This window comes from Chryseobacterium sp. UNC8MFCol (assembly GCF_000482305.1).
In the GTDB taxonomy this organism is placed as follows: Bacteria; Bacteroidota; Bacteroidia; order Flavobacteriales; family Weeksellaceae; genus Chryseobacterium; species Chryseobacterium indologenes.
In genome coordinates, this window is the sequence record NZ_KI535291.1 from 469,757 (window position 1) to 491,081 (window position 21,325).

The following is a 21,325-nucleotide window of genomic DNA, read 5'->3' on the forward strand; positions in this document are numbered from 1 at the left end:
GACGCTTATTTTTAGAATTATTTTTAAAAATAAAAACCTTTCAAAAACACCTCATCTCCTATGAATAAAAATACCTCGAATTCTGAAAAGATTTCGGAAAATCATATTCCCGGAATCAACCGCGTGGTGAAACTGGATATTGTGATTGAAGGGAAAATAATCAAGCACTTCAAACACTTCCGTTTACAGCAGAGCGTAAAAAAACACCATGACTTTGAATTGACTCTAGCCCACGATACACTTGATGGAATACAAAACCATGATCTCGAAGAAGCTCAGCAGTTTTTAGGAAAACGCCTAACTGTAGTTTTTAAGTATAAAGATGTAGAAGGCAGCCCTGAAAGAACCTTTGTGGGAGTAATCACAAAAGTGGGCTTCAGCCAGGAACACCATAGCCTGGGAAATATTGTACTAAAAGGACAGAGCCCAACTATTTTATTGGATGCCGCTCCCCATACACAAAGCTTTGGTGGAGAACAGCCTGTCAACATGGGAATTATTGCTGCCGAAGTAATTAAACAGGGGATTGAAAGCAGTAAGTTTGACGTGAAAATAAACGCTAAAGCATCCGCTCAGATTCTGTACAGTGCCCAGTATAACGAAACCCATTACAACTATCTCTGCCGGATGGCAGAAGCTTACGGAGAGCAGTTTTATTATGACGGCGAAGTATTGCACTTCGGAAATATGCCTCCACAGAACAAAGCACTTGAACTTATCTACGGAAGTAATGTCTCTGATATCAATGTTGAGTTGAAAGCTGTGCATATCAAACCTAATTTTTACGGATACAACAGCAGCTCCAATGCTAAACTGACTTCAGGAGAAACGCCCATAAAGCATGTGGGGAATTTGGCACAGACTGCTTATAAAAATAATGACGGAATTTTCAAAACACCGTCTTTACAGGTTGCCCCCATAAAAGCCGCGACTGATATGGATGTGGTTATTTCTCAGACCAGCAAGGCAGGAAGCAGGGCTGTAGAAGTATTTACCGTTTCGGGAGGTACTACCATTCCGTTTTTATATCCGGGATGTGTTGCTGACATCAATATGAGAAAGAATGATACCAACAAAACAGCTTATTTTACAAAACTTATGATGACGGATATCATTCACGAGATAGATGCACTGGGACGCTACGCAGGAAGATTTGAAGCTATAGCTTCGGACACCGGATATATTCCTACTCCTGATTTTACCCTTCCTATTGCACAGCCACAAATTGCAACCGTTATTTCCAATACAGATCCGCTGGGCCAGGGAAGAGTAACGGTGAAATTTGACTGGCAGCTGCATGATACCACCAATTTTATCAGGATGATGGCCCCTGATGCGGGAGGAACAGATCAGATTACTCAAAACAGAGGCTATGTAGCAATACCGGAAGTAGGAGATCAGGTTATGGTAGGATTTGTACATAATCATCCGGACCGCCCTTTTGTGATGGGAGGAATGTTTCACGGAGGTGTTGCTTTGGGTGGCGGAGTGAATAATCACTTAAAATCCATACAAACCCGAAGCGGAATCAGGATTCTGATGAATGATGCAGAAGGAAGTGTCAATATTATAGATCCCAGCGGAAACAACTATTATATGGACGGAAAAGGTAATATTGTCGTAACTGCCCCTAAAAATATGACATTCAATGCGGGAGAAGATCTTAACATCAACGTCGGAAAAGACATGAAAACAAGCGTTGGAAATGATAATACCACCCATATTATCAATGATCATAAATTTACCTCAAAAAATTATAAACAAACTGTGAACGAGAATAAAACTATTAATGTGACAGGTGATTTAAAGGAAACAACGTCTACCACAACACATAAAGCAAAAAATGGCGATATCTTGTTACAAAGCTCCGGGGTTGCCAAAATGCTGGGGAAAATAGACGCTAAAGTGAATAAAGGCTAAATGTATGTTGAAAAAAGGACTTATTGCTCTATTGTTATCTTTAGTTTCCGTCATCCTCACTGGTATCATTACATTAAGTGTCATGGATTGTACAGGATATGGTGACGGCGATTGCGGCTGGCTGGCTGTATGGCTCTGCGGTGCTTTTTTGCCCGTATTGTTTTTTCTGCCGTTTATAATAGCAGCTCAGAAGAAGAAAGATGCAATAGGTGATTTTACATTATTTGGTATGTATTCAGGGGGTATCGGTTTTATCATCATATCCGTGATCCTGTTGATTATAGTTCCCCGATTATGCTCCTGAAGACAAACATTGTTGTACTAAAATGGTGTCATAATGACTTTATAAGATTGTAAGAATGAATAAAATATTAAAATATCTACTAAGCTTTTTATTTTTTACCCAGATGTCGTGTCAGGAAAAAAAAGCTCCTAAAAAAACTGAAACTATGACAAAATATGAATGGACTGAAGCAACTTCTGCTTCCTTAGGATATCCCATGGAAGTATACAAAGGAGGAATTGAATGCGAAGGCGGGGAATGGGTAAGTTTAGGTTTTGGGATAGCTCCCGGTGGTAACCGTTGGGGTACCATCAACAATGGGATGGGAAATGGTTTTAAAAGCCTCCCTTCCCGGTTGGATTTTGTGTGGATGTCTTATATGGAAAACCAGTTTTATATGGTTGATACACCTATCGATACCGCTAAAATTAAAGAATACTTTAGTAAAGGATATCAGGTAAAAGTAACTAATGGCAGTGGTGAAACAGAACATTTAAATTATAATAAAATTTGTGTAGGAATGGCTCCGGGAGGAGTAGTTGTCGTTTGGGTAGCCGGTGTTGGAGTTCAGAAAGAAGTGGGAAGGTATCAGGCGAAAAAAGTAACCATTCCGGAATCTGAAATTGCGACATTGGACAGTCATGAAAACCGCTTTTGGAGGAAAGATTATTTGGAAATGGTGCAGACCCGCGAACAGATTATTCCGGCAAGGATAAGGGAAGAAAATAAAGGAAAACCTATTCCTTTCGGCTTGTGGGATCAATATAGAATACGATACAGCTGGAAACCTGTTTTTGAACTTCCGGAAAATGCAGGTCTCAATCCTTTGACAGATGTTGGTATGTCATCACTTAATGGGGAACAGGAACAGCTCGATGCGGCGAAAATTTCTCTAAGTGAAAATGAAATGAGGACAATACCGAGAAGCATCGGTTTTGATTTTATTGGCGCAGACAAGAAGAAATACGGGGCAGATTGTGATCTGAATGAGAAATCGGCTTTTGAGGCCTTTGCTAAAGTATTTGGTGATGATCCTAAATCAACAAAGGCAAATCTTTTTATTAAAGTAAATGAGGCATATAGCTTCTTTACCGTCTTATTGAAGGGTGAAAATGGCAAAGAAGCCTTTATAAAGACTGACAAAGTAGAGGTTTTCTAAAAACAAGAACTATGGGAAAAACTTTTGTATACAACACGGGCAATCCTAAAACTCCTGTAGATGAAATGCATCTGGAAATAGGAGTATTCTTTGATGGTACTTTGAATAATTTGAAAAACAGCGAATTAAGAATGAAGTACAGAGATGGAAAGAATAAAATGACAAGTACTGATACAGAGGATCAGATCAGGGAAAAAGAAAAGGCAATCAAAGACACAAGGATCCTGCAGGAAAAAGAATATGAAAGATTGAAAAAGAAAAAGCTGCTGGATGATAATTCTGAATACCACCATTATCTTAAATCTAGTCATCAGGAATGGCTGGACAAACAGGGGGTGGATAACAGTTTCAGCAACGATTATACGAATGTAGCAAGGATGTACCAATGCTGTGAGCAAAATGCATATGGCATTTATGTGGAGGGTATTGGGACGCTCAATAACAATCGGGATGTTGATGACGGTTTCCAGTATGGTTCCGGTAAAACCGGAGTACGGGGGAAAGTAAGGAAAGGGTGTGAAATGGTGGCCGATAGGATTGGCGATTTAAAAAAACAACAACGCGATAAAAAAAAATTGGTTAAAATAATCGTTGATACCTTCGGATTTAGCAGAGGAGCCGCTGCGGCAAGAAATTTTGCCTACGAAATCAACGGAAATAAAAGACCCAAAGATGTTGAGATCAAAAAAATCAGAAAAGTAATAGGATATACCCAGACCTATTCTCCTTATGGTCCGGTATCGGTTCCCGAATATGGAGATTTCTGGATAGATAAAGACAATATTGAGGTAGATCCGAAATATATCAAAGATGGTAAACTTCCAAAATTTGGCTTTTTGGGATACTATCTTTTAAGTAAAAAAATCTTATCAGAACAACAACTTGAAGACTTAGATCTTGATGTTCGTTTTATAGGGGTGTATGATACGGTATCTTCTTATGAAGAGTTTGGTGATATGGGAACATTGAAAAGAGTAGGCTGGCAAGGAATGAAGCATTCTGTTTTAGGACCAAATTATAATTTCGGAGATGATGTAGAGCAGTTACAGCTTAAGAATCCGGGACCTTACTTTAAAGCTGTTCATTTTACTGCAGCCAATGAACATCGGGAAAATTTTTCATTAACGAGATTTCCGGGGAGTATTGAAAAAGAATTTCCCGGAGTGCACTGTGATATTGGTGGTGCTTATGAGAACGGAACGGAAAGAGTGGATGAAATAGAAACTTCCAATCATAAACCCGTATGGTTCCTGAATAAACGCCGGCAACAACTGATTGATGAATGCTGGTTTGATAGTGAGCAGATCGAGATCAATAATAGCTTCCTGAATGTCCTTACCTTGGGAGGAGTGTACCGTAAAATTACCGGAACCCGGTTTCTAAGGAAAGAATACAGCTATATCCCGCTGCATTTTATGGAAGAACTTGGTGAAAATCTTTACAATCATCAGTTAATGACAAAAACAGAAATCACCTTTTCCATAGAAAATGATAAATATTTGCCTCATGCAAAAGATCTTTTACACGGGTATGTATTTGAAAATGAGGGTAAATGGGATTTCAAAACAGATGAGGTGGTAGAAAAAGAAAAACAGGAGAAAGCCCTGCAAAGACTGTTGCATCCTGAGCCCGTACAGGAACCTGCTCATGAAGAATCTCCCGAAGAGAAACTGGATGAAAACGGGAATAAAATGAAAACCACAACATTGGAAGAAGTGACGGTTACTGCTTATCATCCCCAAACTCTATTACGAATTATGCGTAAGCAATACCTTCACTGGTCTGCCAACAGAGACTGGATGGGAATGGACCCCAACAATGATTATCAAAGAAGAATATATTAAGAATGACCTACAACATATTGCAGAATCTTCACCGGAAAACATACAGACACGAAACGATTGTTATAGAACAAAAAAATTCGTTCTATACGACCCAAAAGAGCTTTGCAAGGCAGATTGAGATATACTATCTGGGAAAAGCAAAGGAAGAATACAGGTTCCAGGTCCTTGTGGTTGATTTTGATTTTTCTGATGATGAAGATGCAATGGGAAAATTTTTAAAAAAGATCAGTTATTTATTTGATGAAATCGAATGTAAAGTGGATGAAGATGGGAATATTACAGCCATTGACAATCTGCTTTTCCTTCGTCTGAGATGGGTGAAGATTCAGGATGAATTAGTAAAAACACATCAGGGAGAAGCCGTAGAAAGTTACTTCAGTCACATAAGCAGTTTGCTTGAAGATGAAGCAAAACTGATTGATTTTTTAGGAGGATATAATATGTTCGGATTACTCTTTAACGGGCTGCTACAGTCGTTTGAGACTAAGAGAAAAAGAGAAACGACAGAAGGATTTACAGAAATAATGACTCCTGTAAAGGTGGGTGATAAAATGATTTTAAAAATTTCCGCCCAAAATCTGGAGGAAACAGACATTGATCATTTTACAGGACTGTTTGTCTGCAAAGGAGACCTGTATGAAGAAGGTTTTATAGAAATCAAAAAACAGAATTCTCATTTAAAACATTCATTATTATGGATAGGATAAAGGATGGAGGAGTAGGAGAAGCTCCTGAAGTTCAAAATCAGGCTCCGGCTCAGGATAATGATCAACAGAAGGCGGAAAATAAGCAGAAGATGGATGATCAACGGGCGGAAAATGAGGCGAAAGATAAAAAGGATGAAGGTTTATTACTGGCCATAGATGGTGCCGGAATAAAATTCAATGCCCACCTTGGAACCTTTAAAGTGTTGAGCAATGTACCGACTACTCAGGATAAACTTACCGCAACTGTTGTGGAAAAACAAATTCCGAATTTTATTTTTGATGATGGTTTTCAGATGATTTCCATGGCGGACTGGCAGGATTTTGGAACAGTAAAAGTTCAGGACAATTATGTGCTGCTAAAAAAATCTACTTTACCGGGAACAGGAAAAATGCCGGGAAGCATACCGCCTGAAACAGGCAAAATAGAATTTGTAACCTCCGGACAGGTACATGCTCCGGAAAGTATAGATGCGAAGGGAGCACCGGTGCCGGAACAGGGAAAGAAGAAGAGTTCGTGTTCAGATGATTTTACTCTATTACAAATAAAAAAAGTCTGGCCTAATGCTTCCAATACTTCTTGGTTACAAGGTATAGTAGATGAATTAAATAAATCATATATAGTAAAAGGCGAATCTAAAAAATTATATGAAGTATTTGAACTTAATACTTGCCTTAATAGAGCTCATTTTTTTGCACAGGCTTTTGTTGAAAGTAGTGATGATTTATCGGGAGCGTTTAATGGGGAAAGTTTAAACTATTCTGTTGAAGCTTTAAGATCTGGCTACCCCTTTTCCGTATTCAAAAACAATAAAAAATACTATGATTATGCTGATGAAATAGGGCGGAAAAGTGAAGTTGATCCTAAAACTAAAAAGAAAAAAATTGTGCATGCTGCAGATCAGGAGAAAATTGCAAATATTGCTTACGATGATACGAATCGGGGAAAGGATTATAAGTTAGGAAATGTAAAAGAAGGTGATGGATGGAAATTTAGAGGAAGGGGGCTAATGCAAATTACGGGAAGAAGTAATTACAAGAGTATTCAGGAAATAATTGACTCACGATTGCCCGATTCCGGAATTGATCTGTCATTAGGTAAATCAATGTTTACAGCAAAGGAAGCTGTTTTTGCTGGATTAGGAGACTGGATTTTAAAGAAGGCTAATACATTGTCTAAAAATGGGGCAACCCATGAAGTAGTGAATTCAATTACAGCAAAAGTAAATTATGCAACTAAATCATATAGTAACAGAAGAGATGCATTTGACAGAACGGTTAAAATATTTAAAGATGAACAATAAATTTTTTTTACTGCTTTTATTATCGGGGATAAGTTGTCACTCTCAAAGTAATCATTTATATTCCTTATTAAAAACAAACGAAATTGTAGCTCAACTGCATAATGATTTTAATAATGATGGTTTGCGTGACGATTTATATGTTTTAACATTAAATAATAAAAAGCAGCCTCAAGACCTTACCAAAAGAAAGCTCATCATTGTTTTCAAAAATAAAAATAATACAGAACTTGTATATGAAAATGATAATATTTTTCCATGTAAGGAATGTAGTGGTAAGTCAGACGGAAATATTGAACAGGTTAAATTTGAAGATAAATTACTCTCATATACGACATCAGTTGCGCCTTTTGCTTCTGATAAATATTCAGTAATCGACTTTAAGCTACAATTCTCAAATAATAATTTTGTTCTTCATCAATATAAAGAAACTTACTTTGCTACAGAATCTGATGATGACGCAACAATAGTACTGGATACAAAGGATTTTCTGAAGGTAAATTTTAATTATTATGATTGGGTAGCCAACAAAAGCTGGTTAGATCATGTCGATATTTCTGCTGATAATATTACTAAGATTAATGATCTTGCTTTTAAGCTCGAAAATGTTAATCCGGAAGTTTCAATTACAGTGCTAAAAAAAATACTTCAAAAATATCCGGATCGGATCGTTGCTTATCTCAATATCGCAAATAGCTATTGGAATGTAGGTGAAAAAGAAAAAGCCATAGAAAATTACAAAACATATTACTCTTTAATGAAATCTCAAAAGAAGGACCTTAATAAAATTCCAAAATATGTCGGGGAAAGAATAAAATAAGAAATTTTTTTCTATCATTTGAGGAGGGAAGTATTTTTAGTCAAAATCATATCTTGTAATTTGACAGAACTATGGTGCTGAATGTATTGTATGATGTTTCAACTGATATAGGAAATGCACAGGAATATATTTATTCTTCTAAATATAAAAATTGTATATTAACCGAAGATGAGACTTTTTATAAAGAGGGAAATGGGAAAATAGAAAATAATATGAAATGCTCAGGAAAAACAGTTATGGATACAACCAATAAGAAAAATATACTGCTATTGATTTTACTGCTTTTCCAAGCAACGTTTGCTCAATCCGGAAAAACGTCTCCTATTATTACAATATCCGGATCCTTTAAGTTAGGATTCAAAACTTATGATAAGGAATTTAACATGTATCAGAATCCTTTTATTTTGAACGACGGAAAAAAATATAGTATAAAAGGATATAATCATGCTAATTACTCCGGTGGAAAGATTCTCAGTATTTCACCAGATAAAAAATATATAGTCCTTGATTATATTTCGAAAGGATATGTGGATGATGGAATCAATAAAACATTATATGAGAATTATCTATGTGTTATTGTTGATGTTGCCAAAAGAAAAGTGGTTACTGAATTGCAGGGAGATTGTGGTGGTCATTGGAACAAACAAAACAGATGGATAAATGATGGAAAGATAATATTTTGATGAAATTGATTACTGGAATGTACAAGTTAGTAGCTAAGAGTAAATCAGTGAATTTTTCCAGATGAACAATAATTTTTTTTACTGTTTTCATCTTCAGGGCAAGTGAGCCGTCTCAAAGTAATCTTTTAGGTTATTTATTAAAATCAAACGAAATCGTAGTCCGGCGGCATAATGATTTTACTTTTTAACCTACATCATATTTTATAATTTAACACATTCATTACTATGGATAGAGTAAAGAACGAAGGAGTCGGAAATACTCCTGAAACTCAGAATCAGGCAGCTGCTCAGGATATTGAGCAAATGAAGGCCGGCAATAGTAAAAAGATGGAGGAAAAGCGTGCTGAAAATGACGAGAAAGAGAAAAAAGAAGAAGGTTTATTATTGGCCATAGACGGGGCTAAGATAAAATTCAATGCTCATCTGGGGACATTTAAAGTTTTAAATGATGTACCGACCACGCAGGATAAGCTTACAGGAACTGTCGTAGAAAAACAAGTTCCCAATTTTATTTTTGATGATGGTTTTATCCTGACACAACCTGCGGAATGGCAAAATTTTGGAACAGTAAAAGTACAGGACAGCAAAGTTTTGCTGAAACAGTCATTTTTACCGGGAGTAGGTGCTATACCCGGGACACCTCCTGAAACCGGGAAAGTTGAATTCGTAAACTCCGGACAGATGAATATACCTGACAGTATTGATACAAAAGGAGCTCCGGTACCTCCTGCTCCTGTTCAGGTAAGCATAGGCAGGGTAATCAGAGGAAATCCATATGTCGGAAAAAATGCAACATCCGTGACAGGGCTGCCTGATAGTGTTCCTTTAAATAAGACTTACGAACTTAAAGTTACAGTAACCGGAGCAGGTTCCGTTAATTTATCAATAATAAACTCAAGTCCAGATAATGGAAATGCCAGTATTACACCTTCTACTATTACAGCTACCACTAAAGTAACTATAAAAGGAACGGCTATGACAAAACCGGGACATGGAGGACAACTTAAGATCGAAGCTAAAGTAGGAAACGCCAGAAAGGCCACTTCCCAGGGTTTCAGCGTGTGCTGCCATCCTATTAATTATACAGACACCTATGTTGGCGAAGTGAATACTTCCACAAGACTGGGAGTAATTGTTCAGGATGGGTGGAGTTCTGATAATGGTGTTTTTGCAGATTTAAAGGAAATTGAAATTAAAGAGGTGGTTGATTATGTAGGTAGAAATGATAATCCCCCTTTTCCTGCCAGAGGCGGGTCAGCTGATAATTCAGGATATCTGGCCGGGGATCAGCTGACTCAGGATACCCATTCAATGGCGAGAGCAAATATTACGTTGGGCAGAGCAGGAATTTCAGAAGCCAATCAATTGTGTATATATAAATGTAAATGTTGTGGAGCTGTTGATATTGTTCATCCGAATTCCGGTTTTAAAAGAATTCATGAAGTATATAATAAAGGAACTGCCAGCGCACCACAATGGAAACATCGCACAAGAAAAATAGGAGCTGCAGTAACAATAGGTGGGTATATAACCGGTGCAGGAAATGCAAATGTAACAAGTCAGGATCATAATTTGCCTTAAAAATAGTATTATGAAAAACTTATTAATTATCATTATCTTATTCATTAATGCACAATGTGCTTCACAAAATACTACTAAAATGAACAGTAACAACAATATAAGCGTTAATATTACACCAGGTCAGGGAAAAAATCTGTTTAATGGAGTAGTATCCTCCATCCTGACAATTACTAATAATTCTTCACAGGATATCAGTATTTTATTATTTTACCCTAACCCGAATGATCTCTCTTTTACATCATCATCTCCGTTGATAAAAATAAAAGATAGACAATGGAACGACAGTGAGCGCTCGGCTCCTATTAAAATTGGGGCTGGAAAGTCATACCAGGCAACGTATTTTTTAAACAGATACTTTAATTTTCTTCAAGAAGGAGAGATCAGCATGCAATATAATTTAGATCTGTTTGTTGCAGCAGATGGAGGCTCCCCGAAAAGTTCAGCTTACCATGGTACTTTCAATATTAAAGTTGTTAGGGGCTCAAAAGATGAAGTCTACCAGCAAATCTTATATTATCAGAATAATTTAAAATCTGATCATCCCAGTTTAAAAAAGGAAGCTGAAGAAGCCCTTCTGTATTTAGCTGCAGGGAGTGAGAATTAAGTTAGGCTCATTTCAATCGATAAATCCTGCTGTTACCTGGAGGTCATAAAATTTAACGGAAATTATACAAAAGCATATGAAAGTTTATTCTCATTAAATATTGATGCTTTTAATGATACCGTTATCTGGTGTAAGTTCAAATTGGAAAAAATAGTATAAATAAAGTATGAAACTGACAAGAACTACCATGTTATTAGTGCTTTAAAATAAAAGAATACCTTAACCTCCTAATGCTTTGGGAGGTTTTTATTACCATTTACCAAACAAATGAATACGGACATAAATGCTTATAAATATCACTATTCGATGATATATTTTTTGTATATTTAAACGTTCGATTATTTAATTTCGGATTTTGTGTATTCTGTCCCCGATGAGGGGGCCGTGTATATTTTAAGTATCGGCAGCTGGAATCAGCAACTGCTTAATTTGTTTTTGTCCTTTTATAACGAGGTTTTTTATACGAAATAAAACCACATGATGAAATGTTTCGTATATCAACATACTACTCATTTTTTGAGTTTTTATGGTTATTAGTTTTTATCCCCAGAGAAATCCGGGGATTTTTTATAGCATGTATCTTATTGTATTTCAGGTTTATTTGTGAACTATTTTTTTGAATGGACCACAAATATAAGAATTTCATTAAACGGTGAGTGTATTGGCACGTGTATTGTTAGTATTGATGAGGGTTTGTAAATGAATCCTGTTCAACACCACATCATTTTTCTATAATTAATCACACACTTAAACTTCATTTTTTAATGAAGTTTTTTTATTTTTTTAATTGTTTATGGTTTATATATATACTATTTGTTTGCTGTGCCTTTATTTTATGAAAAGGAGTTTTTTATCAATATGCAGTGTAACAGCTAGGATTATTTATATTTTGAGGAAACAAAGGTTGGAATCAACTTTATTGATTTTTTCTAAGCATATGCATATCCATAAATCCTCATCAGTGACCTTTTCGCTTCTTAGCTCACTTATCATTAACAATCGCATCCTGCCTTTGCGTTTTGTAAAACTTCAGCTTACAGGTGTAAAAGAAAGAACGTTTTTTTCTTCAGATATTAAGCAAACTTTTAGCCTAGCCTTCAACTTTTGCACCTGATCCCATAGAATGGACTTAGAATGTACATGATTCGTTTTATTTTTACACGTTAAAAATGGAGTGCATTAGACAATAATAAAAAATCGGCAAACATAGTTTTAAAGCTAGTTTGCCGATTTTTTGTACCCAGGACCGGGATCGAACCGGTACTCCTAAGAACTGGTGTTTGAGACCAGCGCGTCTACCAATTCCGCCACCTGGGCTTGATGTTGAGTTCAAACGTGATGTTTGTTTCAAATTGGTGTGCAAATATAGGAACTTTTTTCAATGTTCAAAAGCTTTTTTGAATAATTTTTTTAAAAAAGAAGTTCCAAACCATCGTAGGCAAGGTGGATTCCGTCCGGAAGCTCCTTATCTTCAATATCATGCAATCCTAAATGATGACTGATATGAGTGAGAAATAATTTTTTAGGTTGCAGCTCTTCAAAAAGTTTGATAACGTCCGGAAGAATAAAATGAGCCGGATGCGGATCAAATTTCCGGATACAGTTTAAAATTAAAACATCAAGATCTCTTAATTTTTCCTTTTCCGTTTCAGAAATAAAGCCGGCATCTGTGATATAAGCCAGTTTTTTAAACTTATATCCAAAAACGGAAATTTTAAAATGAATGACCTCAATTGGTGTAATGACGGTATCTAATACTTCAAACGGTTTATTTTCAATCTCATGAAGCTCAAAAGCCGGAGCTCCGGGATATCTTACATCCGCAAAAGCATAGGGAAAACGGTTTTTTATCTCATGAGCCACTCTCTGGTAACAATACAGCGGAACATCCTTGCCACTTTTAAAAATAAGCGGTCGCATATCATCCAGCCCGATCACATGGTCATTATGCTCATGGGTAATCAGGGTGATGTCTACCGTATGCTCATGATTGGTAAGCATCTGCTGCCTGAAATCAGGACCACAGTCGATCAGTATTTTTTTATTTTCTTCCGTAGTAATCATAACGGAAGAGCGTAAACGTTTGTCTTTGGGATTTTGAGAAGTACACACTTCACATGTACAGCCTATAACTGGCACACCTTGCGAAGTACCCGTTCCTAAAAATTTCAACTTCATTTTGTTTTGAGGTTGGTTTAATTTTGGTAAATTTACAAAAAATTTCATGTCCTAATGTATCAGAAACTAACTCCCAAACAAAAAGCATTAACAATTAACCTAGATCCTACTATTTATGGTACTTTCGCAGAAATTGGAGCAGGGCAGGAGACTGTTCGGCACTTTTTTAGAGCAGGGGGGGCTTCCGGTACGATTGCCAAGGCAATGTCTGCTTATGACAAAGATTTTAGTGATGCTATCTACGGAAAAGAAGTAAAAAACAGGTACGTCACCCAAAACAGGCTTCGAAAAATGCTCCGTTATGAGGTAGCTTTGATCGAAGAAAGAATTTCAAGGGATAATAACCCTGATAGAAAGTTTTTTTCTTATGCCAATACGGTTACCACCATCAACTTTGATAAGACGGTAAGAGGCCACGGCTGGGTAGGAATCCGTTTTCAGACCAAAGAAAATGAAGACTACAACGAGATCGTTATTCATGTGAAATTCAAGGAAAACGACGCGACCTTACAACAGGAAACGTTAGGAAATTTAGGGGTAAACCTTATTTTCGGAGCCTTCAACTATTATGACAATCCAAGAACTTTAGTAGAATCCTTATACGACGACGTAGCAAAAGACAATCTGGAGATCGATATGATTGACTTCAGCGGGCCGGCTTTTGCCTATGTTGATAACAGACTGATGTCTCTTCAGCTTGTGAAAAACGGAATGACAGATGCTGTTATTTTCAATTCACAAGGGAGTAATATGCTTCCGGCAGACGTATTGTATAAGAAAAATATTTTTGCAGTAAGAGGAAGTTTCAGACCCGTAACGAAAGTTAATATAGATATGCTTCAGAACGGAATGGATATGTTTTTTAAAGACGCCATCTGTACCCACGAAGAAACTGAAGTCCTTATCGAAATTACCATTTCCAATCTTAGAGCAGATGGGGATATTGATGAGAGAGATTTCCTTGACAGGGTAGATATTTTAGGTAAGTTGGGATATACTGTTATCATTTCAAACTTCTCGGAATACTACAGGCTCATTGACTATTTCGCTTCTTACACGACAGGTGATATCGGGGTGGCGATGGGAGTGAATAACCTGTTGATGGTATTTGACGAGAAATATTATAAAGATTTATCGGGGGGAATCCTGGAAGCATTCGGGAAATTCTTCAGAAACGGAATGCGGGTATACCTGTATCCGTACAAAGATCCTGAAACCCATGAGTTATTAGACTCATCGAATCTTAAAGTAGAAGAAAATCTTAAAGAATTATATAAATATTTCAAACGAAACGAGCGTATTGTGGATATTACCAACTATAATCCGGAGTTTCTTGAAATCTATTCCAGAGAAATATTAAGAAAAATTGCATGTTGCGTTAAAGGCTGGGAAACTCAGGTTCCGGAAGGCGTTGCAGAAATGATTAAAGAACGTGGAATGTTTGGGTATAAAGAAGAGCTTTCCCTAAAACAATTCTCTTAAAAAAATAAATATAATGTCAGAACTAAAGAAAAGACTTTCCTCAATTCTTGAAAGTCCTAAGCATAATACAGAAGAAAAACTTGAAAAAGTTTGCCACCTGCTGGATCAGGAAATTTCTTATTTCAACTGGACAGGTTTTTATTTCAAAAACGGAGATAAGGATGAATTGATCCTTGGGCCTTATGTGGGAGCTCCTACAGACCATACCATTATTCCGTATGGAAAAGGTATTTGCGGTCAGGTTGCAGTTTCCAATGAAACATTTGTGGTGCCTGATGTACACGAAGAAAGCAATTATTTAAGTTGCTCCATCGATACAAAAGCTGAAATTGTAGTTCCCATCTTTAAAGACGGAAAAAATATCGGCCAGATAGATATTGATTCTCATACGATTGATCCTTTTACAGCAGAAGATCGTGAGCTTTTGGAATGGCTTTGTAATGAAGTTTCCAGGATTTTATAATCAGAATCTGACAAAAATATAATAAAAACTCCGGCTTTTGAGCCGGAGTTTTTTATCAATATAGATAAGAACTTTTTACGGATTGTTTGTCGTAATCACAAACATGATTAAAGGTTCCTGACCGGTATTTTCAATGGAATGATAGCCTATCGAATGAATGGCGGTAATATCACCCTTCTGAAGCATTTTTTTGCGTATTGGCCCTTCTTTTCCCATTCTTTCCCGGTATTCTCCGGTTCCGTGTACTACGACATATAATTCCTGCTCGTTTCTTTCATTATGAGTATGAAACCCTGATTCATCACCTTTATTCAGTAAAACCATATAGGCAGCGAGACGGTTATTGGCCAGCTCTTTCTGATCAAACATCTGAATCATATAGACGGTTCCGTAACCACCATACATACTTTCACGTTTATCAATACGTGTAAAGCTTCTTTCGTCCTTTTCAAATGGCATTACATAGAGGTTGATATACTTTGCAACTTCTTGTATAACGTGGTCAAACTCTGCTCCTTCAGACAATATAATAGTTCCGGACATGTGTTTTTTTAATATTATTCAGACCAATTTACCAAAAATTACAGAATAAGACAAGCTGCATTTTTATCAGAAATGTTTTCTATTAAATTAAAGATATCTTAACAGGAATTTCGGATATCTAGCCATTATAAAAATCACATTCTTAGGAATCCAAGTGTATTCCACAACTGTTTGGTATCAGTTGAAATAGTTAAGAGGTTTTGCGGTTAAGATCAATCTGCGCGGAGTCTATCTCTGCCAATAGTTCTTTAAAGTAATTTTCACATTTTGCCATATGCGTTCCATACCATGAAAAGGCTTCACCATCGACAATAATGATTTTTTTATCAGGATAAAAAACTTTCAGCTCTTCAATATGTTTTTCTTTAAAAGGGAAGGGTTCAGAGGAGAGCATAATGACATCGGCGTCCGCCAGATCTTCTGGGGCAATCACAGGATAACGGGTTTTATCCTTAAAAATATTTTCAAAACCTATTTCGGCTAAAATTTTATGAATAAAAGTATCTGCACCTATTGTCATATAAGGATTTTTCCAGATAAGATAGGCTGCCTTTACCTTTGTTTCAAGTTGAGCCTGGTTGAGAATTTCATAAATTTTAAGATTGAAAAGTTGCGCTCTATCTTCTTTTCCTAAGATTTTTCCAAGGTTTTTAAGCAGGTAATAGTTGTCTTCAATCGTCTCTACGTTAGTCACTATAACCTTACAATCTTCCATTAAGGCCTCCACCTGTTCCTTTACATTTTCCTCCTTATTGGCGAGAATAAGATCCGGTTGCAAAGCTTTTATTTTTTCAATATTGATATTCTTGGTACCGCCTATAATTGTTACATTTTTTACACTTTCATGTGGGTGAATACAGAATTTTGTTCTTCCGATAATTTCGTGTTCGCCCGGTCCCAGATCGAATAAGGCCTCCGTAATAGAGGGTACAAGAGATACAATTTTCATATTGGCATGTTAGATGATGCCTAAAATTACAAAAGTTTTCCCGTTAAGAAAAGTCCGGCTACGGTAAAATAAATGATAAGTCCTGTCACATCCACCAAAGTGGCTACAAATGGAGCTGAAGAAGTAGCAGGGTCAAGTTTTAATTTTTTTAAGACAAACGGAATCATAGATCCCGATAAAGTACCCCAAAGTACAATGGCGATAAGAGAAACGGAAACACTTAATCCAACATATGCCCAGTACTGGCCGTAATCAAACAGACCTATTTTTTGCCACAACATGATCCTTACAAAACCAATGATTCCTAAAATAGCACCCAGGCATAATCCCGAAATGATTTCCTTCCTCATGACATACCACCAGTCTTTAAGGCTTATTTCCTGAAGAGCCATAGCACGGATAATCAGGGTAGCAGCCTGTGATCCCGAGTTTCCTCCACTGGAAATAATTAAAGGAACAAATAAGGCAAGAACAACCGCTTTTTCAATTTCTTTATCAAAATATCCCATAGCGGAAGCGGTCAGCATTTCAGAAACAAAAAGAATAATCAGCCAGGTGGCTCTTTTCTTAATCATTTCCGTCCATGAAGTTTGGGTATAGGGAAGGTCTAATGCTTCCAACCCCCCGAATTTCTGAATATCCTCGGTGTTTTGTTGCTCAATTTGGTCAAGGATGTCATCTATTGTTACAATTCCTACCAGGACGCCGGCTTCTGTAATGATGGGAAGAGCGCCACGGTCATACTTTTCAAAATATGTTACCGCATCCTCTTTTGAAGTGGTCGTTGTTATAGCTACGAAATGATTATCTGTAATGTCAGAAACAAGAGTATCCTCTTCTTCCAGCAGTAAAGTTCCGATAGCAAGGTCATCAATGAGTCGGTTCCTTTCGTCTACCACATAAAGATAGTTCATGGTTTCCACTCTTCTTCCGACCTTTTTGATTTGCTGAAGACATCTCTTTACAGTCCATTCCTTACGGATCTGAATATAATAAGGAGTCATCAGACGGGCAATAGAATCTGAGTTGTATCCTAAAAGTTTTAAGGCAATTCTTCTTTCCTGAGGGTTCAGGTGATTGATGGAATATTTGATCAGTTCATCAGGAAAATCCTCGAAAAGTGCAGTCCTGTCATCAGGAGTCATGGCGTTCAGGATTTCCGAAACATCATCACTTCCAATACTTCTGATGGTATCTTCCTGGAAATCAGGGTCAAGGTGAGAGAATACTTCCGCTTTATACTCTTTCGGAACTTTCAGGAACGCGAGCAGCCTCTCATCAGCTGGTAATTCGCTGAGAGTTTCGGCAATATCGGCAGGGTTGAAGATAAGTTCGTCTCTAGAATTCAAAACGTGAAATTTTTTAGGATATGCAAAAATAATTCAAATTTTTAAGACTGACGAACAAACTGGGAAAATTAAGGATTAATTAAAGTGCAATGCCATGTAATAATAATAAAAAACACCCGCCGGAGCGGATGTTAAAAAAATTAAATTTTAAAAATTTATGTATGTCTATTTATTCTAAAAAATAGGCTCACATTCTGTAATAGGAGAAGGAAGGCAGAATCCTCCGGTACAACATGTACCCGGATCACACTTTGGTTCAGTGCTTCTGCATTTTTGCATCTGAAGGCTTCCTTTGATTTCTTTTTGTACCTGCCTGCTCAGTTTTTTAAAATTTGAAGTTTTCATGGCTATTGATTTTTAACAATTAAGAATATAATTTTTAATCCTCAAAACATGCATATTCCATACAAACTCCTTTGCAGCACATTCCATAAATACATTGTGAATGTTCTGTACATCTTTTTGGTCCTGCACCTTTAATTTCCTTGGCTGCTTCTCTGCTAAGCTTCTTTAGATTTTTCATATGATTTAGTTTTAATGTTTGACTAAAATAATAAATATTTTTCATGTATTCAACGGTGGGTGAAAATATTTGACTGTAAATCAAATTATTATGGAGTGTATTGCAATACCTGCCATAAAAGTCACTTGTAATAAACAGGTGTTGTTCTTATGCATTTATTCCAGAGGACAAGGGTATAAAACACATCTGTTTCTGCAACATGATCCACCCGGACATTCAAAATGTTCTGTACATCCTCTGATTATTCCGCTTCCTTTCATCTCTTTTTGCTCTTCTCTGCTGAGCTTTTTAAGGTTTTTCATACGATATGGTTTTTGATGAAATGATAATTTAATAAAATGATAAACTGCATCTTACTCTATACAGATAAACTCTTTACACATACCATTGCAGCACCATCCTACTGGACAAGGATCTGTATCGCTGCATCTTTGAAATCCTCCGCCTTTAATCTGCTTTGTCATTTCTCTGCTGAGTTTCTTTAAATTTTTCATATGATTTAGATTTTAATGTTTGTACTAAAATAGTAAATAATTTTTAATTACTCATTGTTTGGTGAAAATATTTAATTGAAAATCAAATTATTGTAGTGTGTTTTTTAATTTGTATGACAAAAAAGCACCTGTTAAAAACAGATGCTGAAATGTATTTTTTCTAATTGATAGGACACCTTTGTGGACTACAAATTCCCTCACAACACCAACCTACGGTACATGGTCTGGTATTACTACATCTTGCAAGAGCTCCTCCGTTGATCTGTTTTGCCGCTTGTCTGCTAAGCTTCTTTAAATTTTTCATATGATTTAGTTTTAATATCAGACCAAAATAGTAAAAAATATTCAATTATTCCTTTATTGGTGAAAATATTTACCTGATATACAGTTGGTTGTATTGTTTTTAAAAAAATACTATTTGGCTAAATCCGGGGAGAAGTGTCTATAAATCCGGACATGCAGTAGAAATACACACTCTGAAACAACATGATCCGCCGGGACATTCAAAAGGATATGTACATTTTTGAAGACCTCTTTCCGCTCCTGAAATCTGTTTCTGTTGATTTCTGTTGAGCTTCTTTAAATTTGAATTTTTCATAATGATGACATATTTTGTAAATCAAATCTAAAAAGGGATTCAACGGGCAGGTGTCGGTTGGATATATTCAGCAGGGTAGAGGCTATCAACGGCAAAAGATGATAACGGGAAGGATGTAAAGTTTAATAGAAAATTGATAGGTAAGGTGAAAACTACTCACAAACCATACGTGATAAATATTATAAATTTTCAGCTGTTAAAGTTCAGTTTCTGCAGGTTTCAGTTTTCTGAGTTTTTTGATGATATCTTTAATGGCTCCATCAGTGCCTATTTTAATCGAATTTACTGTTGATCCCAGTAAACGCATATTTTTTCGGTAGGTATCATAGTCAGATTCGGTAATCAGATTTCCGTCAGCACCGAAAAGCTTCATGCTTACAACTACCTGGTTTGAGAAAACATATTTTCCGATTCCCACTTTGAAATAACGAACTTTGGAAACAATAGCAAAATCAGCATCATTATTGACACAATAATCCGTGATAGTCTGCTTATCTATACTATCAAATGCAACCTGAACTTCTGCCCGGAGCATTTTATTTTTTCTTCCACTGAAATTATCAGAAACAGCACTGAAAAAGGCGTTGTTGGTAGGCTCTTTTATTTCGTCAATATCAGGCTCTACCTCGGGATTGAAGTATAGAACCTTTCTTATTTTGTCTTCAGCGCTTTTTTGTGCTTTCACCAAAGTAAAGCCCACTGATAAGAAACTAACAACTGCTGTAAAAAATATAATTTTTCTCATTTGTAATTCGAATGCAAAATTACTGCCTTTTCGTTAAATTTTGTAAAATTTATTAAGAATTTTTTAACATTTTTTTCTATCAAATTTGATTTATGAAATCAATAATGTGAGAAGATGTTTGCAGAATCAAAAAATAGTTGTAATTTTGCACCCGTTACATAATAATCATTAAACAATATTGGAATGTACTTAACAACAGACAAAAAGCAGGAAATTTTCGCAAAACACGGAAAATCTGCACAAGACACAGGAAGTGCTGAAGGACAAATTGCTCTTTTCACTTTCAGAATCAACCACCTTTCTGCTCACTTAAAGAGTAACCACAAAGATTTCGCAACTGAAAAATCTTTGGTGAAATTGGTAGGTAAAAGAAAAAGATTACTAGATTACCTTAAGAATAAAGATATCGCAAGATATAGAGCGATCATCGCTGAACTAGGTTTAAGAAAATAATCTACAAAGATTTTCAAAAACAAGGCAACTTCGAAAGAGGTTGCTTTTTTTATTATACCGAAATTATAGCAGTCAACTGTAAATTTACTTCTCTGGAGAAGAGTCCGTAGTTTATATTTTTTTCCCGATCTTCCCTAAATGGGTATTCTGGAAACTATCCGGGTATTTTAAACCATATCCCAATATCCTGTCAAAAGCCGAGTGTGAAAATAAAATGGCTCCTGCCATTTGTAAATAAGGTAGAGATAAGGCCGCACCGGCAAGATAAACAATAATAGCCACACCGAGATGATGAAATAAATTGTAGCAAAAAGCACCTACTTTGTTGTTAACCGTATAACCCAACATGGAAATGTCAGGAGCAAGGAAAAATCCGGCAAACCACCACCAGGAATATTCTGTATGGGCAAAAGCTACAATTCCAAGAACTAAAAATGCCACGTATTCAAGATTTAACTGGATTTTCATAAGGGTTATGGTATTTAGGTGATGTGTAGGGTAAGTCGGGATTTTGGGAATAAAGTTACACACTAATGTATACTAAAGGAATTTGAAGCTCTAAAATATTGGAAAATGCAAAGACACAAAGTTTTTTAAGCTTCATTTTTTAAGCGCAAGGGTTTTATCTTCAATAAAATATGTGATCAGC

24 protein-coding genes and 1 tRNA gene are annotated in these 21,325 nt (G+C 36.3%); 13 read left to right on the plus strand and 12 right to left on the minus strand.

Annotation, left to right across the window (positions count from 1 at the left end):
- The first annotated feature begins 60 nt into the window (after positions 1–60).
- From M030_RS24585 to M030_RS0120060, 10 genes are all read left to right on the plus strand, one after another.
- Positions 61–1,920 carry a type VI secretion system Vgr family protein gene (locus tag M030_RS24585; RefSeq protein ID WP_155860289.1) on the plus strand — a complete coding sequence of 620 codons (1,860 nt, stop codon included), beginning with the start codon at positions 61–63 and terminating at the stop codon, positions 1,918–1,920.
- A gap of 4 nt (positions 1,921–1,924) precedes the next feature.
- Entirely contained in the window at positions 1,925–2,224 is a 300-nt protein-coding gene (locus M030_RS24590) for a hypothetical protein (RefSeq protein ID WP_027375034.1), read from the plus strand.
- Between the two features lie 103 nt (positions 2,225–2,327).
- Positions 2,328–3,362 (plus strand): DUF2931 family protein, encoded by a 1,035-nt coding sequence (locus M030_RS25090; protein ID WP_051585188.1) that lies wholly within the window; start codon positions 2,328–2,330, stop codon positions 3,360–3,362.
- An 11-nt stretch (positions 3,363–3,373) separates the two neighbouring features.
- The gene (locus tag M030_RS0120030) at positions 3,374–5,206 is read left to right on the plus strand and encodes a phospholipase effector Tle1 domain-containing protein (protein ID WP_027375035.1); all 1,833 of its coding nucleotides are present in this window, start codon (positions 3,374–3,376) and stop codon (positions 5,204–5,206) included.
- A 2-nt stretch (positions 5,207–5,208) separates the two neighbouring features.
- A complete protein-coding gene (locus M030_RS0120035; protein WP_027375036.1) occupies positions 5,209–5,913 on the plus strand; it encodes a hypothetical protein in 705 nt (234 codons plus the stop codon).
- Entirely contained in the window at positions 5,901–7,214 is a 1,314-nt protein-coding gene (locus tag M030_RS25095; protein ID WP_051585190.1) for a glycoside hydrolase family 19 protein, read from the plus strand. The genes M030_RS0120035 and M030_RS25095 overlap by 13 nt, the downstream gene beginning before the upstream one ends.
- Positions 7,141–8,031 (plus strand): tetratricopeptide repeat protein, encoded by an 891-nt coding sequence (locus M030_RS25100; protein WP_123861902.1) that lies wholly within the window; start codon positions 7,141–7,143, stop codon positions 8,029–8,031. The genes M030_RS25095 and M030_RS25100 overlap by 74 nt, the downstream gene beginning before the upstream one ends.
- A gap of 86 nt (positions 8,032–8,117) precedes the next feature.
- Positions 8,118–8,714 (plus strand): hypothetical protein, encoded by a 597-nt coding sequence (locus tag M030_RS0120050; RefSeq protein ID WP_130868062.1) that lies wholly within the window; start codon positions 8,118–8,120, stop codon positions 8,712–8,714.
- 225 nt (positions 8,715–8,939) lie between these two features.
- The gene (locus M030_RS25105) at positions 8,940–10,295 is read left to right on the plus strand and encodes a hypothetical protein (RefSeq protein WP_051585193.1); all 1,356 of its coding nucleotides are present in this window, start codon (positions 8,940–8,942) and stop codon (positions 10,293–10,295) included.
- Positions 10,296–10,305: 10 nt separating this feature from the next.
- A complete protein-coding gene (locus tag M030_RS0120060) occupies positions 10,306–10,899 on the plus strand; it encodes a hypothetical protein (protein ID WP_027375038.1) in 594 nt (197 codons plus the stop codon).
- A 1,237-nt stretch (positions 10,900–12,136) separates the two neighbouring features.
- Here M030_RS0120060 and M030_RS0120065 read toward each other — a convergent pair.
- Both M030_RS0120065 and M030_RS0120070 read right to left on the minus strand, forming a co-directional pair.
- Positions 12,137–12,216 (minus strand) — tRNA-Leu (locus tag M030_RS0120065).
- A 93-nt stretch (positions 12,217–12,309) separates the two neighbouring features.
- Positions 12,310–13,077: an MBL fold metallo-hydrolase gene (locus M030_RS0120070; protein ID WP_027375039.1), complete on the minus strand. Its 768-nt coding sequence runs from the start codon at positions 13,075–13,077 to the stop codon at positions 12,310–12,312.
- A 54-nt stretch (positions 13,078–13,131) separates the two neighbouring features.
- On the opposite strand from M030_RS0120070, the gene M030_RS0120075 reads away from it, so the two are divergent.
- Both M030_RS0120075 and M030_RS0120080 read left to right on the plus strand, forming a co-directional pair.
- Entirely contained in the window at positions 13,132–14,559 is a 1,428-nt protein-coding gene (locus M030_RS0120075; RefSeq protein ID WP_027375040.1) for a nicotinate-nucleotide adenylyltransferase, read from the plus strand.
- A gap of 13 nt (positions 14,560–14,572) precedes the next feature.
- Complete coding sequence (locus tag M030_RS0120080; protein ID WP_027375041.1) at positions 14,573–15,022, plus strand: GAF domain-containing protein; 450 nt, start codon at positions 14,573–14,575, stop codon at positions 15,020–15,022.
- 75 nt (positions 15,023–15,097) lie between these two features.
- Here M030_RS0120080 and M030_RS0120085 read toward each other — a convergent pair whose 3' ends face one another.
- From M030_RS0120085 to M030_RS0120120, 9 genes are all read right to left on the minus strand, one after another.
- Positions 15,098–15,565, minus strand: coding sequence for a cupin domain-containing protein (locus M030_RS0120085; protein ID WP_051585194.1), 468 nt, complete (start codon positions 15,563–15,565; stop codon positions 15,098–15,100).
- A 190-nt stretch (positions 15,566–15,755) separates the two neighbouring features.
- Complete coding sequence (locus M030_RS0120090) at positions 15,756–16,514, minus strand: ABC transporter substrate-binding protein (protein WP_027375043.1); 759 nt, start codon at positions 16,512–16,514, stop codon at positions 15,756–15,758.
- Positions 16,515–16,540: 26 nt separating this feature from the next.
- Positions 16,541–17,863: a magnesium transporter gene (gene mgtE, locus M030_RS0120095; protein WP_027375044.1), complete on the minus strand. Its 1,323-nt coding sequence runs from the start codon at positions 17,861–17,863 to the stop codon at positions 16,541–16,543.
- Between the two features lie 174 nt (positions 17,864–18,037).
- A complete protein-coding gene (locus M030_RS25645; protein ID WP_155857850.1) occupies positions 18,038–18,208 on the minus strand; it encodes a hypothetical protein in 171 nt (56 codons plus the stop codon).
- A gap of 34 nt (positions 18,209–18,242) precedes the next feature.
- Positions 18,243–18,386, minus strand: a complete 144-nt coding sequence (locus tag M030_RS0120105) for a bacteriocin-like protein (RefSeq protein WP_155857851.1) — start codon at positions 18,384–18,386, stop codon at positions 18,243–18,245.
- Positions 18,387–18,541: 155 nt separating this feature from the next.
- Complete coding sequence (locus M030_RS25650; protein WP_155857852.1) at positions 18,542–18,688, minus strand: bacteriocin-like protein; 147 nt, start codon at positions 18,686–18,688, stop codon at positions 18,542–18,544.
- A gap of 352 nt (positions 18,689–19,040) precedes the next feature.
- Positions 19,041–19,184, minus strand: coding sequence for a bacteriocin-like protein (locus M030_RS25655; RefSeq protein ID WP_155857853.1), 144 nt, complete (start codon positions 19,182–19,184; stop codon positions 19,041–19,043).
- 138 nt (positions 19,185–19,322) lie between these two features.
- Complete coding sequence (locus M030_RS25660) at positions 19,323–19,478, minus strand: hypothetical protein (protein ID WP_155857854.1); 156 nt, start codon at positions 19,476–19,478, stop codon at positions 19,323–19,325.
- A 196-nt stretch (positions 19,479–19,674) separates the two neighbouring features.
- Entirely contained in the window at positions 19,675–20,223 is a 549-nt protein-coding gene (locus M030_RS0120120; protein WP_027375046.1) for a hypothetical protein, read from the minus strand.
- Positions 20,224–20,406: 183 nt separating this feature from the next.
- On the opposite strand from M030_RS0120120, the gene rpsO reads away from it, so the two are divergent.
- On the plus strand, positions 20,407–20,676 hold the full coding sequence (rpsO, locus tag M030_RS0120125) for a 30S ribosomal protein S15 (protein ID WP_027375047.1): 270 nt from the start codon (positions 20,407–20,409) through the stop codon (positions 20,674–20,676).
- A 111-nt stretch (positions 20,677–20,787) separates the two neighbouring features.
- Here rpsO and M030_RS0120130 read toward each other — a convergent pair whose 3' ends face one another.
- Entirely contained in the window at positions 20,788–21,144 is a 357-nt protein-coding gene (locus tag M030_RS0120130; RefSeq protein WP_027375048.1) for a DUF4260 domain-containing protein, read from the minus strand.
- Positions 21,145–21,325 lie beyond the last annotated feature (181 nt).